This window comes from Desulfoluna sp. CYM3A (assembly GCF_056829965.1).
Genome location: NZ_CP186556.1, coordinates 3,368,164 through 3,381,575, shown reverse-complemented (window position 1 = coordinate 3,381,575; position 13,412 = coordinate 3,368,164). Strand labels below are relative to the sequence as shown.

Genomic DNA, 13,412 nt, shown 5'->3' with positions numbered 1-13,412 from the left:
AGGCTCCGCTAGTCGTGGGTATAGAATATTTTGTTGGACGATTTTGTTTTTCGGTAAATGGTGACGCGGTGGACCTCTTTTTTATGGGCCAGCATGTCGATGACGTACGCCCCTTGAGTGTCGGTGCGTGATTTATCGGACCGGTTCCTGCTGATGAGCCGGAAGACGGTTTTTTGCGAGGCGTCGGACACCGCCGCGATCATTTCGGCCTCATGGGGCTTTACCAGCAGGGTGACCCGATGGGCGGCCTGCCCCGGGGACGGCAGGTTGTTCAGCACCTTTTCGGAGCTGAGCACCTCGATGTTCTGGAGCAGGGTTTTCGAGGAGTGGTGAAAGGCGGTGGCCACCCCTTCGGAGCCGGGGTTGTCCGTGTCCCCGGTGAACCCGCCGATTTTGCTTGTCCCGATGAGATCAACCCGGTCCCCCCGTTCAAAGACGCTGCAGATGCCGTCGTCTTCCCGGACGGTGAGGGTGATGGCCCGTAAGCCCTCGGGGATCTCGGCGCTTAAGTCTTCGGGTTTTTGGAGCAGGTGCACCCCGGAGTGGGGAGAAAACCCGGCGTTGTATCTTTCCACGGGCTGGTGGTCCTCCGGGTTGACGGCCAGAAGGGAGATTTCTCCGGATGCGGCGGCAGAACTCAGGGCCGCCCCTTGCTCCGGCGTGACGAGGAGGCTGACGTTCCAGGCCTTGGTGAAGGTGCGGGCTTTGGCGGATGTTTCGGTTTCCGGGTAAGCGCTGAGGATGGTGACCCGCTGCAACACGACCCGGGAGAGGTGGGCGAATTTCTCCTTGGGGTCGCTGCTCGTGACAATGACATCGACGATGTCTCCGTGTTTCAGCTTTTTGGATAGCCCCGACGTGGACGTGACCTGCACGCTGATGGCCCGAAGGCCCGGCGGGATGCTTCGGGTATACGAGGGTGGCGCCTTGGCCACGGTCGGGGCATGAGCCGGTGGGGGGGCCGCAGCCGATGTGCTGAAGCTTTTTAAGACCGCCAAGGAGGCGATGCCCCCTAAGGTGACGGCCAGGATCAGTGCGATGATGCCTCGAATGTGTCGCATGGGGTGCCTTTTTCTCTTCGTAACTATTCAGGACAAAAAAGCCTCCGGCGGCCTTGCCGGGGGCCAAACTTTTGCCAAACTTTTATGATCTGGGTTTGACAAACAGGTTTTGAGGACGAATTTGGCTCAATGGAACGTCATCGTATGATAGTCGATTTCAACTGACGAGCATGCTCCTCTTCAAATATCGTGAAACACCATGACGGCCCGTGCATTCAGCTTCGTGGGCACCATGAACTCCGGCAGGAAGCCGGTGAGCTGGCTGGCCTTCAGGGAAGGCACGCTGACCTCGATGCGCCGGGGACCTTCAGCATCCCTGGCCGTGATGGTGACCCGGATGTCTTTGTCCTGATTCAGCTTATAAACCCAGAACGCATCGGCCACGGCCTTGCGAGCGAATGCTTCGGGGTCTTCTCCGTAGGCGTTCCACTCCCGCGCCTCCACGGCGGCCTTGGCCCCTGTGTACACGGCATCGGTGAGCACGATCCGGGTGGTGAAATACCAGCCGTACTCGATGATGAGAAACAGGATCATCAGCAGGATGGGGAGCAGCAGGGAAAATTCCACGACCACAGCGCCCCTGTTGTCGCCTTTGTATGTCCGTCCCCTCATCCCAGGGGGACCTTGCCCATGAGCAGGTACGCTGCGTATCCCGCGGCCATGGCCAGGGAATAGGGCATGGTGTCGGATGGCCTGGTCCATGGACCAGCGGGTTTGTTGCCGCATCGTCTCTCTTTTTGGTGTTTTACATACGGCACAAGGGCCATGGCTCCCCCTGCCATGGCGCCGTAGAGAAAGATCGAAAAAAGGGCATAAGCACCGACCCAGGTCCCCGTGGCCACCAGCAGCTTGACATCTCCCCCGCCAACGCCCCCCAGTACAAAGGGGATGAAGAGGCATGCAAGGCCTGTGAGGGCGCCCTGCACGCTCCAGAGGGCCCCGGGTGCTCCGGACTGGAGGGTGTGGAAGGCAAGTCCCCCCAGGGCCGCAGAAAGGGTGAGGGTGTTGGGGATGACCCTTTCCTGGAGGTCCGTGCAGAGGGCCGCGGTAAAGAGTGCGGCACATGCCCATGCGCTGTTCATGGCGACTAATACGTACCGGAGGATTCGTCGGAGGTTGCCACGGTCTGTGCCGCGTTGCCCAGCTTGTCGGAGATGGCGGTGAACAACTCGGTGAGCTGGGTGCCGAAGAGGTTGAGGGCGCCCACGAGAACCGCGGCCATCACCCCGACGATGAGGCCGTACTCAATGGCGGTGGCTCCGCTTTCGTCGTTCCATAATGTACTCATCAGTTTGATCATATGATGCGTCCTTCGTCGTGTGTGAGGTGCATGGCGGTTAAGATAGTCAATTTCTGAGTAAAAAGCTGGGACATAGTTGCGGTATGTTGTGAATAAATTGCGGGGTTGATTCTCTTTGTCGGGGGGAGCCATGATGGCGTTCATCCGGCAGGGCCCCCGGAGCCAGATGCTCCGGGGGCCGAGGGCTTTGCAGCCAACGTGGCGTCGCCACATCCGGGCCCCGGACTGGGCAATCCGTGGCCGGTAAAAAGGGCATGAGCGTGACGTTGTTTTTGTATTTTTATGCTCACTGCGTTTCAAGGCAACCGATAAAGCACCCCCCAGATGTATCCCCGTCTGCCGCCTTCACGGACCCTTCCCCATCGCTTTGCTTTGTGTCGTCGTCGATGTTTGTAAAGGATACCTGTGTGGGCGCCAGAGCAGCAAAGCCGCTGGTATCCTTTGTGAACTCTGTGTTGACGGAGACGTTGACGTAATAATCCTGGTTGCCGTCGGCCTCGGTGTCGTCTTTGCCGGTGACCGTGACGTACTGGGTGTCGCACCAGTTTTCCGATGAAAAAAAGAGGGCTTTGGGCGTGACCCTGGCTTCGGTGTCGTCGGAGCAGGTCACATCAAAGGCCACGGTGTTTTCAGGGGCCGTGCTCAGCTTGACGTCGATGACTGCCTGGGACCCGATTTCCCGGGTTGTGTCGTCATGGGGGATGGCGCAGAGGTATTTTCTGCACTCAGTATAAAAGATGCCCGTGCTGGCCCCTCTGGCTGCATAAGCCCCGTGAAGGGGCATTATTTTAAGGACTCCGTTGACGTCGTCCTGTTCGGTGACGGTCCAGGAATACGCTCCGTCGCTTGGCGTGTCATCCGTTATGGAGGCAAAGGACTTTCCACCGTCGCAGGAGATGGCAATGGCGACATTGCCGGGGATCTCCGGGCTCGGGTTCTCCCAGGTGATCAGCATGGTATCCCCTTTGTGCCAGGTGGAACCGGGTTTAGGGTTTGTGATGACAAGGCCCCCCGGCTGCAAGGCCTGTCCTCCCCTGACGGCTCGAACCCGGAAGGCGTCCCCGCTGTTGTCCTGGGAGGTCTTAAAGCCACGTTTGGTGACACCGTGCTGTATATCAACGGCCCATGCCATGGTTTTTTTTCCTGTCTGGATAACAGGCGTAACCGATGTTGTGGAGGACCAGTAACACGCCGATATTTCGCTGTGGAAGGCAATGACTGAGTTCGTGAAAACGGGCATATGGAGCATGGGCTGTTCTGTCCTGGTGTAATCGATCAAGGTCAGGAGTTCTTTGATCGTGGGCAGTCGCCAGTCGGTGTAACCGCCGATTTCCAGATCGTTGCAGTACGCTGCCGCCATGTGCTGGTGCCATTTGTCGCTGGTGTTCTCCTGGGTCTTCAGTTCCCAGATGAGGCCGGTGTTGAAATCGGTAACCGTATTGTCCATGTTGAGGTGGTATCGGCTCGGGTTGGTCAGGTGGGTGCCCCTTACGGCACGGACTGTGGCCGCCGTATCCGGGTTGGTGGTGTTGGAAACGTGTCCGAGATCAAAATTGAGGAGGTAATACTTTGTAACGCCCTCCACTTCGCTGGTAGTTGACGACCAGTAGTGACGGGTCTCCTGGGTGTTGGGGAAAAAGTCGGTGTCGACTGCCGGGCCGTCATGTTCGAAGTCGGCCATGGCGTGAAGCTCAAGGATGGTGGGCAGTCGCCAATCCCGGTGCCCGCAGAATGCCTCGGCGTTGAGCCCATCAATGTACGCCAGGGCCTCGGTCTGGGTGACGGTTTCATCTAAACTGGCCGCTGTTTTTACCTCCCAGGTCAGCCCGGTGGCATGGTCTGTGACTGTTTTGTCGCTGTCTGTTTTTGATAAGGACGGTGGGTTGATGAGGAAGTTGCCGTCCTGTCCGTAGAAGGGTTGGCCCGGAGAGGGGCAGGCAATGGGGTTTCCTTCATTGTCAAAGCAGGTGGTCTGTCCGGTGTCCGGAACGGCAAAGGCCCATACGGGGAGCAAAGGAAGGCTCCAGAGAATCAGGGCAAGGGCAATGTGTTTTTTCTTCATGGGAAACCTAAAACGAGTGAGTGAAAATGAATGGTCACATATATGAGGCATTGCACCGGGAGGAGCGCCTACGAGCCCTCCGGTTGTGGCTCCGAAGGGCTCATGGCGTCACGCATTACGGCAGACCGTGATGCAGTGATTGGATAAAGCGACCGGCGGCTCCATATGGCCCTGGCCTTCGGGACTCTTGGAGACATTGTCGGAGGATGACGGGGCGTCGCTGCTCTTGAAGGGGACCTTGGTGGCTGCGGTGTCTTTGTACCCGGTTGTGTCTGAGGAGGCTCCGTTGACGGATAGCTGAACAGTCACCTCTTTTTCACCGTCCTCCTTGCTGTCCGGAACACCGGTGACCGTCACCGTCTTTTTGTCGTTCCAGGTCTCGGGGGCAAAGACAAGGGTAGCAGGTGAGACGGAGGCTTCGGCTTCGTTGCTGCTCGTGACATCTACAATGACGTCCCCATTGGGCACGGTGGCCAGGGCCACGTGGAAGGTTGCGGAACCGCCGTTTTCAGTCACGGTTCCGGAGATATCCCCCACGGTGAGAGCGATTCGTTCCCAGTCATTGTTGTCGACATTTTTGACATCGTAAATGATGCGTTCAGGAGCGTCCGTATACCCCGTGGTGTCTTTTGTCTCCGATTTGTTTGGCCGGATGATTATCTGAAATTCTTCGGGGACCATGGGGTCTTCGATGATGAAGTCGTCCACGCCGGTGGCGGTGACAAATTGATCGTCCCCCCAGTTAAGGGGCGTAAAGACAAGCTGCTGGGGAGAGACTACACCCTCGGTTGTATCCGTGGATTCGATATCGACGGTAACGTTGGCGGAAGGCTGCGTCAGTAACCGAACCGAGAATTGTGCAGTTCCTCCATCTTCTGTCAGGCGCAGATGGTTGTATCCCTCGGTCCAGTAGTCTTTGACAAAGAGCCCCGGGTCGGTGTTGAGGCAGGTGACATGGACGCTTTTTGACTCGATCGTCTTATAACCACTCTGGTCCGTGGTTTTGTCGATGTCCACTTCCACGGAGAGATCAAATTGCTCGTCTACTTTCGGGAAACCGTCTTTTTTACCGGTCACGACCATTTTCTGGGGAAGACCCCAGTTTGTAGGGGAAAAAACCAGTTCTGCCTTGTTGAGTTCGTATTTGTGGGAATGGATACTCTTGAATTGTATGGTTACGTTACCTGTGGGCTTTGACGTGAGGTGAACGGATATGTTTGCTGAGGTACCGTCTTCGGAGATAACAATTTTGTCGGGGGTGACCACGAAGTCTGCTGTATCGTTGTCGTCATTGATCAGTGTTATGAGGGTCGGCTCAAGGGTGGTGTAGCCAGTTGTGTCCGTGGTGTGTACCTGGTCGACCGTCGCCAGGGCATGGTAGGCAACCGATCCGTCGACGACATGATCGTTGGTCCCTGTGAGCGTCACGAGTTGCGGCTGGTCGTAGTCGTCGGGCCCAAAGGTCAGGGTGTCGCCTTGGGAGACAATTCCTTCTAAATGGTTGTCACTTTCAATGGAGAGAACGACCGTCCCGTCGGGTTGTGTGTTCAGGCAGACGGGAATCGTTGCGGTTAATCCGCTTTCACTCGTGTGCCCGGATGGATCACCGAGGAGGAGTTTTACCTGGGGTCCGATGCGGAAGAGGCCCTGGCTCGTTCCCTCTTGCTCATGCCCCGCAATGGTGGGGGTGATGCGCAGCATGCAGTTCACGGACGAGATGTCCGGCGGGATTTGCCAGGCGTAGACTCCTGTGTTTTCGGCCGAATCAGTGACCGTCGTAAAGTGTTTCCCTCCGTCGGTGGAAAAGTCGATGACCACGTTTCCCTGTGTGGCTTGATGGAAACCTATCCACTTAACAAGGAACTCTTCACCTGGCTCAATATCAGCGCCTTGGCGTGGGGAGGTGATCGCAAGGTGCCCATCCTTGATGGGTTGGCCGCCTCGGACGGCGAGGACCCAGGAACCATATTGCTCAGCGTTTACCATAGAGTTCGGGAACTTGAATGGATAGCTTTTGAAATACATGAGAATCGGGCCCAACTTTTTGGTATTACTGTCTGGCTTGGTATATTTTCCGAATGTAGACGTCCAGTAAAAGTTATTAGAACCGGTTTGGATGTTGGGGAATACTCTATCGTAGACTAAGTTATTCACACCTTGAAAGTTGGTAAGGGATATCATTTCTTTGCATGTGGGAAGCCGCCAATCTGTATGGCCTGCTAACTGTAGAGATGCACAATAGTCAATTGCTTGTTGCCATGTGTATCTGATAGGCGTTCCTTCGTTATCATACTTTCCAGTTGAGTTCCAGCTCCCACATAATGCCTGTGGCTGTATCTGTGATGGTACCGTCCCCATTGTTTGTGAATCGAGAGTCACCCGGTTGTCGGTTACCACTGACTGCACGTAGAAGCGGACTGGCACGGTAGTCTGGGTGTGGATTGACTTTGTAGGCACTGGAGAGCATGAATGATGAAAAGGCTAACGTATAGAGCTTATCTCGTCTCGGGGTGCAGGACCAGTAAGGGGCACCCCAGGAATAGCCCTCCATGCTTGTTTGGGTATTTGGGAAGATATATTTAGATAGTTTGATCTCATTATTTTGGTCAATTTGAGTAGTTAGTGAAATGAGTTCTGGGAATGTTGGCAGCCGCCAGTTTGTACGGCCTGCATATCCATGTTCATTGAGAGTGTTAATGTAATTGTTGATATAAAGCCTGGGGTCGTTGTCGGGGGCATCCCCATTCGTACGTGAGCGCTTTGTTTTCTTCACTTTTCACTTCCCAAACAAGGCCGGTGACGTTGTCTATAGCCGCAGCCCATTCGGTAGCGTCGTCAGGGAGGATAGATCCGTATTCATCCAGTTTTGTATAGGACATTGGGTTGATTGATACAGAACCATCTTGTCCTGTCCCATGGCAGGGAATTTCATCTCCTGCAGCGTCATAGCACAGGGTTTGATTCGTATCGGGCACAGGGGCTGCCGAGGCAGGGGAACATAAGAAAAACAGGAAACAGGTGGACAGGAAGAACAGGCGACTAAAGGGGTTCATGGGGCACCTCCCAAATTTTCGTCCGACATATGTGGATCATTGCCGGTTGCAGAATAAAAATCCGCAATCACGGCGTCTCTGTACGCTTTGTCTGGGGGGAGGAGACCGGAGGCAGTGGTTATTAAAGCAACACGCATCATCAACTGCTTGCGCAGATGCTTGCCGGAAACCATGGGCGTTCATGCAGTGACGGCGGTTTGCTAAGGTGCATGCACCTTGGCCAGGCGCATCCTTTTCATCTGTCTTCGGGTTGTTCAGTGATACCAGAGAACCGATACGCAACCTTTTAATAATTTGCGGATAATGCGAACTTATTTGCTTGGTGGTGCACTTTTTTATGCTGCGCATGGATGGCTTTTACTCCATGGTTTGGGCTCCATGGTGCTCCGGCAGGACCGCCGCGCCGTCCTCATCGCGCAGAAAGGTCATCTGCCCTTTGATGCCGCCTCCGATCACCAGGGAAAGGGTAATGGCCGGGGCGTCTGTGAAGGTATCCAGGTAAACCTGCGCCAGTTCCTGCATGACGGTGGGAATGCCGCGGTCAAATCCCTCGGGGCGCGCCATAAACGCCACGTAGCCCCGGCTTTCGGCACTCGTTGATTCCACTCTAACGCGTTGAGCGTCCGTTGTTTTGAGGATATATTCCTCGTATTTTGTCGGTAAGGGCCTCAAAGGTGGTGGGCTTGGGGACGTTTTGGGTAGGCTTAGGTATTGTGGCTAAAAGTTTTTGGGTGGGGATAGCATGGTGATTGGTAATTGCCGTTGAATGTGCGGAGGCTTTGGACTCGGGGGGAGCGGTCAGTTTCGGTGCCGGGTTGTCCCGGTCATCATCCCAAAAAAAGAAACCGGTTGTTAAGAGTGCCAATAGTGAAAAGAATACGATAATTGAAGTGACGTGTTTTTTTTTGGGGAAAAGAAAAAGCATTGTCAAACAACTTAGGATTCTAGCGCCTTCCATCGGAGGCTCATATAATTAAAGTGCGGTGAAGAGAGCATGCACCATGCCGGTGAGATGGCTATGGTGCATGCTGGTGAAGAGTATGGGCTCCAGGCAATAAACAGTCATCTTATTGAGGATGGTGAACTGTTCTTGTGGCGAGGCATATCAGTATGCCTGGTACCGCGTTCTCCTCCCGGGATCCTTGTATGGATTATTTGGAATCAATAATAAGGGGCGGAATTGTCAATGCGGTCGTTGAATAGTGCCTGATCTGCAGCGTTGACAGTTCCGTCGGAGTTCATGTCTTTAACTGCATCGCTTGTGTTGAGAGCCGCAGTTAAAGCATCTTCGTCGTCAATGTCGCAGTCATTGTCGTTATCAAAATCCCCATCCGCCATGTTGCCGTACATATCCAGGTCTGCATCGATCTGGTTGGCGTTGGTTGTGAGGTAGGCGTTGTCAAAGCAGTCCGGGATGCTGTCCGAATCGCTGTTGGCATCATCGCCGAGTCCGCTCACGACGTCCGGCCCGCCGCTGCCCCAGGCAAAGTCCTGGTCCACGTAGAGGCGGTTGCCGGTCATGGATGAGCTGGTGGGGTTGTAATGGCCCCCTGCTGCGAGGTTGGAGGCACCGTCGTAGGCAAGGCTTTTCTGCCAGTCGGTTTTGGCGGAATCAAAAGAGCCGTTTGCAATTTTCGTCATGGAGGTGGGCGGGTTGTTGATGTCCGTACATGCGTTGATACGGAAGACAAATCCCAGGTCTGAGTTAAAGTTGGCGTTCCATGACCCGTTGGCCGTGACGTAGATGTTGCCGTCGGGATCTCTTTCCCCAGGATGGACGCCGAGGTAGGTATCGGCAGAGTTGCCTCCGGCCGGGATGGGAATGGTGCTGATGGCGTCTGAGGCGGTGAGGATGGTGCTGTTGGTTACTGCGTTTCGAATTTGTGCCGCGGAGTAGAGCCGGACGTATTGCCTGTCCGTGGGGCCGGAGGTCGTGTAGGTGCCGGTGTAAAGGTTGCCCTCGTCGTCAAAGGCAAACCCGCAGGAGTAGCCGCCTACGTCCACGATTTTTTGGAGGGAGCCACCGGAGCGGATGTAGATGGCGTGGGGCTCGGTCCAGGCGTTGGTCTCTTTGCCCGCAAAAAAGGGAACGCTTCCAAGGGTGGAGTCGGTACTCCACTCCACCTCCCAGCACCCCGGGCTGGGAGACTGGCTGGCGTTAGGCGGTTACGCAATCGCTCATGACGACAGCGGATACCGGTCTGCGTCGCTGATGCGTGCCGGTCATGGAAGCCAGACGGTATCCGCTGACCGTTGGCAAGGGGGGTGGGATCGACTTTGACGGCCTGGCAGTAAATGCCTGATCCGTAGGGGTTAACATCGGCAAGGGTCAGAAGGTGGCCACCAAGGTACGAGTACATGTTGACCTGGACGCTTTTGTTGCTTCCGTCCCAGGTGCCGTCTTCACACTTGAGGATGCTTCGGGCCTTGGCAGCAGCCGTACCGGTTGCCTGCTGGGAGTAGACGATGTCGATACCCCCGGAGTAGGATTTTCCGGTCATGGTCGCCATGGTGGAATCGTAGACATCGTAACCCGTTTGACCGGTAAGGCCGGCAACGGCGTGGGATGAGAAGAGAAACACACACGACAGGGCGGCAAGGATCATTCTGGGAATGGCTTTTTGTTTCATACTTTCCTCCGAAATTAGAATGGATTTTTTCGTCACGCGTTAATAAACGGGTGACATAAACGACGACGCCCGGAGCGTTTCGCCGGTTGTGCAATGGTTTTATTGGTTCGGATTGCCTTGTTTTGCAGTGGTTGCGATGCCCTTTTACGGTCAGGGACGATGCGTCCATGGTGAAGAGGCAAGGATGTGATTCAGAGATACCAGCGCGGCAGAATAAAACCTTTTACTTTGTTGCGGATTCTTAAGAGTTATTTGCTTTTTTTGTCTTGGCAAACATCTTGGAGGAGGCTGGGGGGAAAGGGGCGGTGTTGCGATGTGCGGCTTGGTGTGTGCGGTTTTTTGTAACTATTCAGCTTATATCACCAGTGGCTAACCGTTTACCTGATATTAGAAAAATGGGTTTAACAAACAGGCCTTAATCGTTTTTCTTGAATGACGTGTGGGCTTGGTATCGTTTGGCCACGACGTTCGAAAAAATCGAGAAAAATCGACCGAAACGGAGCGCCGCACTCCGGTGCGGCTTTTTAGTCCGTCGCGACCCGAGCCGCACAGGAGTGCGGGGCTCCAGGGAACAAGGGTGTTCGGGGGGATGTAAACAGGCCGATGGCCAAAGCGCATTGGCGATCTGCTTTCAAGGAGGCATACCTTGCCGCCGGAGGCTGCTTTTTTTGATACGCAGTGACAAGGCATTGCTTTGATCTGGTCGTTTTCGCATGAAATATCCGGGCTAACGACATTCTGGAGGGGGTAAGTGAGGATGTGCGGCTTCTTGGCTGGAGGCGCTTTTGCCGCACCGGAGTGCGGCGCTCCAGATTTTAGGACTCTAAGTCCGAAGGGGGAGAAAATCGAACAGAAAACGGCTTGAATAGATGGTGCTTTAAAGGCGAATGTGATTTTCCCCGAGGAATCCGCCTACGCCCTTGTCGACGTTTCACCATGCCTCCGCCGTCTGTGGGCTACGGCGCGACAAGCGATGGGGAAAGCACATTCGCAATTTGCTTTCAAGGTGGCTCACCTTGCCGCCGGAGGCATGTTTTTGGTTTTTTGACGTTCTATGTCACGATCAGCACCTGCACATCGCAGACATTGGTGTTGGTGGGCCCGGTTTTGAGAAGGGCTCCGCTTTTTTCAAGGGCGTTGTAGCTGTCGTTGGTGTCCAGGTACCGCTGGAGGTTGACCCCGGCTTCCCGGGCAGCTTCCAGGCCATGGGCCGAGGCGATGCCCCCTGCAGCATCCGTGGGACCGTCGTTGCCGTCCGTGGCACCGGAGAGGAAGACCACGTGGTCGTGGAGCTCGGGTCGGTTCTTGAGCTCATTGAGAAAGGCCAGGGCCATCTCCTGGTTGCGGCCGCCTGTGCCGTCTCCTTTCATGGTCACCGTGGTCTCTCCCCCGGCGATGATGCAAGCGGGGGATGGGGCCAGGGTTCGGTTCCTGTGTTGTTCCGAGGCAATACCCAGGTAGAATTTGGCTGCCTCACGGGCTTCTCCTGTCATCTGGGAGGAGAGAATGATGGCGTTGTACCCCAGGTCCCGGGCCTTGCTGCGGGCTGCTTTCAGCGCCTGGAAGTTGGAGCCGATGAGCATATTTTGGGTCTTCGCAAAGGCGGGGTCCGATGCCCCGGGTGTTTCAGGGATTTCTCCCTTGCTTCCTCTGGTCAGGAAATCGAGGACCTTTGGGGGCAGTGCGTCGTGGATGGTGTATTTGTCTACAATGGCCACGGCCTGGGAAAAGCTGGACGGGTCCGGGGCGGTGAGGCCCGAGGCGATGGCGTCCAGGTGATCCCCCACCACGTCGGAGAGAATCAGGTTCAACGAGTCCGCAGGGTACAGGGCCTGGGCCAGGCGGCCCCCCTTGACTCCGGAGAGGTGCTTGCGGATGCAGTTGATCTCCTGGATCTCGGCGCCGCAGGCCAGCAGCGCCTGGGTGACCTGCTGTTTGTCTTCCAGAGAGAGCCCGCTGTCCGAATAGGGGCAGCACATAAGGGCGGACCCCCCGCCTGAAATGAGGTTGATGACCAGCGTCTTTTCGTCGGCATCGCGGCAGAGGGAGACGATGGATCGGGCTGCCTCCACGCTTTTTGCATCGGGCACCGGATGTCCGGCCTCAAGCAGGCGCACGCGGGAGGTGGGTTCGGTGTGGCCGTATTTCACCGCCACCAGCCCGTCGGTGATGCGCGTTCCCAGAACCTGCTCCACGCCCAGGGCCATGCGGGCCGACGCTTTGCCCACCCCCACCACCAGAATACGGTGGTACTGGTCCAGGTCGAAGGTGAGGGGCTCGCCATCTGCCTGCACGGTGAGGACGCTTCCTTCGAGGGAGAGTTTCTGGTGGATGAGCCCTTCGGGGTCCACATCGGAGAGGGCGGCCTGGAAGATGGTTTGTGCGTCTTGGATGGTCTGGTTCATGGGTGTGCGGCCTCCATAGTTTTCAGGACTCGGATTTCAGGGCTTTTTTGAGATTTTCAGCGTACAACGGGGCGCCGGACAGGGCCGTAATCTTACTGAAAACAGGCAGCCGCCCCTTCGGGGTCCCGGTTTACCTCCATGCGAAGCACCCCCAGGTTGTTGAGGGCCTGGATGTTGGTGGGATCCTTGGCTACAGCCTTTTCAAAGGCGCTTTCAGCCACGGCGCTTTTTTTCTTTGCCATGCAGGCGATGCCCTCCTCAAGGAGGCGCTGAGACTCCTGCAAGGGGGCCATGTCGTTGACGGAAGCGAGCAGGGCCAGGCGGCGATCCAGCCAGGGCGCATCCGGGTGGTCGTCGGAGAGAGCCCGGCATCTTTCATACCATTTGGTGGCGCTTTCCTTTTTTCCCCAGAGGTAGCCCAGGTCCCCTACCCCGCACCATGGCTCATGCCGTTTTTGTTAACATCTTCTCTAAAGGCCACCTCTGGCCTCTTCAAACCGTTTGAGCCCCATAAGGCACAGCCCCATGTTGTAATAGGCTCCCGGGGTATTCGGGCAAAGGGCTGCAATCTTACCGAAGTATGTCAGGGCCTTTTCATAGTCTTGCAGCACAAAGGCGTTGAGGGCAAATCGTTTGTAGAAAAACAGACGAATGAATGTCATGCCTTATCCTTAATCTTTGCCTCCGGCGGCCCTGCCGGGGGCCAAACTTTTGATCCGCCTTCGCCCAAGGGCTGCGGCGCGACAAGAAAGTTTGGTAAACAGGTTTTAAAGTCCATTCAGGCGAACCTTGTAAAAAAACGATCCGCCGGTGTCATCACGGTTAACCCAAAGGCCCTTGCGCTTTTTTCAGATGAACGAAGGAAAAAGCGCAAGGGCAATGAGCTTTCGAGGTGCTTTCG

Annotated in this window: 13 protein-coding genes; all 13 read right to left on the bottom strand. The window is 55.8% G+C overall.

Annotation, left to right across the window (positions count from 1 at the left end):
- Positions 1-8: 8 nt before the first annotated feature.
- Positions 9-1,061, bottom strand: coding sequence for a Flp pilus assembly protein CpaB (gene cpaB / locus ACOYW1_RS17335; protein ID WP_482419028.1), 1,053 nt, complete (start codon positions 1,059-1,061; stop codon positions 9-11).
- Between the two features lie 180 nt (positions 1,062-1,241).
- On the bottom strand, positions 1,242-1,673 hold the full coding sequence (locus ACOYW1_RS17330) for a TadE/TadG family type IV pilus assembly protein (RefSeq protein WP_482419027.1): 432 nt from the start codon (positions 1,671-1,673) through the stop codon (positions 1,242-1,244).
- A complete protein-coding gene (locus tag ACOYW1_RS17325; RefSeq protein WP_482415547.1) occupies positions 1,670-2,143 on the bottom strand; it encodes an A24 family peptidase in 474 nt (157 codons plus the stop codon). The genes ACOYW1_RS17330 and ACOYW1_RS17325 overlap by 4 nt, the downstream gene beginning before the upstream one ends.
- Before the next feature lie 5 nt (positions 2,144-2,148).
- The gene (locus ACOYW1_RS17320) at positions 2,149-2,361 is read right to left on the bottom strand and encodes a Flp family type IVb pilin (RefSeq protein ID WP_092212348.1); all 213 of its coding nucleotides are present in this window, start codon (positions 2,359-2,361) and stop codon (positions 2,149-2,151) included.
- A 286-nt stretch (positions 2,362-2,647) separates the two neighbouring features.
- Entirely contained in the window at positions 2,648-4,423 is a 1,776-nt protein-coding gene (locus tag ACOYW1_RS17315; RefSeq protein WP_482419026.1) for an Lcl C-terminal domain-containing protein, read from the bottom strand.
- A 108-nt stretch (positions 4,424-4,531) separates the two neighbouring features.
- A complete protein-coding gene (locus ACOYW1_RS17310; RefSeq protein WP_482423752.1) occupies positions 4,532-6,781 on the bottom strand; it encodes an Lcl C-terminal domain-containing protein in 2,250 nt (749 codons plus the stop codon).
- Positions 6,711-7,196, bottom strand: coding sequence for an Lcl domain-containing protein (locus tag ACOYW1_RS17305; RefSeq protein ID WP_482419025.1), 486 nt, complete (start codon positions 7,194-7,196; stop codon positions 6,711-6,713). Before ACOYW1_RS17305 ends, ACOYW1_RS17310 begins: the two co-directional genes overlap by 71 nt.
- On the bottom strand, positions 7,117-7,476 hold the full coding sequence (locus ACOYW1_RS17300) for a hypothetical protein (RefSeq protein WP_482419024.1): 360 nt from the start codon (positions 7,474-7,476) through the stop codon (positions 7,117-7,119). Before ACOYW1_RS17300 ends, ACOYW1_RS17305 begins: the two co-directional genes overlap by 80 nt.
- Before the next feature lie 357 nt (positions 7,477-7,833).
- Positions 7,834-8,082 (bottom strand): hypothetical protein, encoded by a 249-nt coding sequence (locus ACOYW1_RS17295; protein WP_482419023.1) that lies wholly within the window; start codon positions 8,080-8,082, stop codon positions 7,834-7,836.
- Between the two features lie 555 nt (positions 8,083-8,637).
- Positions 8,638-9,600, bottom strand: coding sequence for a hypothetical protein (locus ACOYW1_RS17290; protein WP_482419022.1), 963 nt, complete (start codon positions 9,598-9,600; stop codon positions 8,638-8,640).
- A gap of 1,558 nt (positions 9,601-11,158) precedes the next feature.
- Entirely contained in the window at positions 11,159-12,511 is a 1,353-nt protein-coding gene (locus tag ACOYW1_RS17285) for a glycerate kinase type-2 family protein (RefSeq protein WP_482419021.1), read from the bottom strand.
- 92 nt (positions 12,512-12,603) lie between these two features.
- Positions 12,604-12,753, bottom strand: a complete 150-nt coding sequence (locus ACOYW1_RS17280; RefSeq protein ID WP_482419020.1) for a tetratricopeptide repeat protein — start codon at positions 12,751-12,753, stop codon at positions 12,604-12,606.
- Between the two features lie 228 nt (positions 12,754-12,981).
- A complete protein-coding gene (locus ACOYW1_RS17275) occupies positions 12,982-13,173 on the bottom strand; it encodes a hypothetical protein (RefSeq protein ID WP_482419019.1) in 192 nt (63 codons plus the stop codon).
- Between the last annotated feature and the right edge of the window lie 239 nt (positions 13,174-13,412).

Excerpts from the sequence above, each read along its gene's own strand:
- ACOYW1_RS17280 (WP_482419020.1), bottom strand. The coding sequence starts at position 12,753 with ATGGCAAAGAAAAAAAGCGCCGTGGCTGAAAGCGCCTTTGAAAAGGCT.
- ACOYW1_RS17320 (WP_092212348.1), bottom strand. The coding sequence starts at position 2,361 with ATGATCAAACTGATGAGTACATTATGGAACGACGAAAGCGGAGCCACC.
- ACOYW1_RS17330 (WP_482419027.1), bottom strand. The coding sequence starts at position 1,673 with ATGAGGGGACGGACATACAAAGGCGACAACAGGGGCGCTGTGGTCGTG.
- ACOYW1_RS17325 (WP_482415547.1), bottom strand. The coding sequence starts at position 2,143 with ATGAACAGCGCATGGGCATGTGCCGCACTCTTTACCGCGGCCCTCTGC.
- ACOYW1_RS17315 (WP_482419026.1), bottom strand. The coding sequence starts at position 4,423 with ATGAAGAAAAAACACATTGCCCTTGCCCTGATTCTCTGGAGCCTTCCT.
- ACOYW1_RS17300 (WP_482419024.1), bottom strand. The coding sequence starts at position 7,476 with ATGAACCCCTTTAGTCGCCTGTTCTTCCTGTCCACCTGTTTCCTGTTT.
- ACOYW1_RS17275 (WP_482419019.1), bottom strand. The coding sequence starts at position 13,173 with ATGACATTCATTCGTCTGTTTTTCTACAAACGATTTGCCCTCAACGCC.
- ACOYW1_RS17310 (WP_482423752.1), bottom strand. The coding sequence starts at position 6,781 with ATGGGGACGGTACCATCACAGATACAGCCACAGGCATTATGTGGGAGC.
- cpaB (WP_482419028.1), bottom strand. The coding sequence starts at position 1,061 with ATGCGACACATTCGAGGCATCATCGCACTGATCCTGGCCGTCACCTTA.
- ACOYW1_RS17285 (WP_482419021.1), bottom strand. The coding sequence starts at position 12,511 with ATGAACCAGACCATCCAAGACGCACAAACCATCTTCCAGGCCGCCCTC.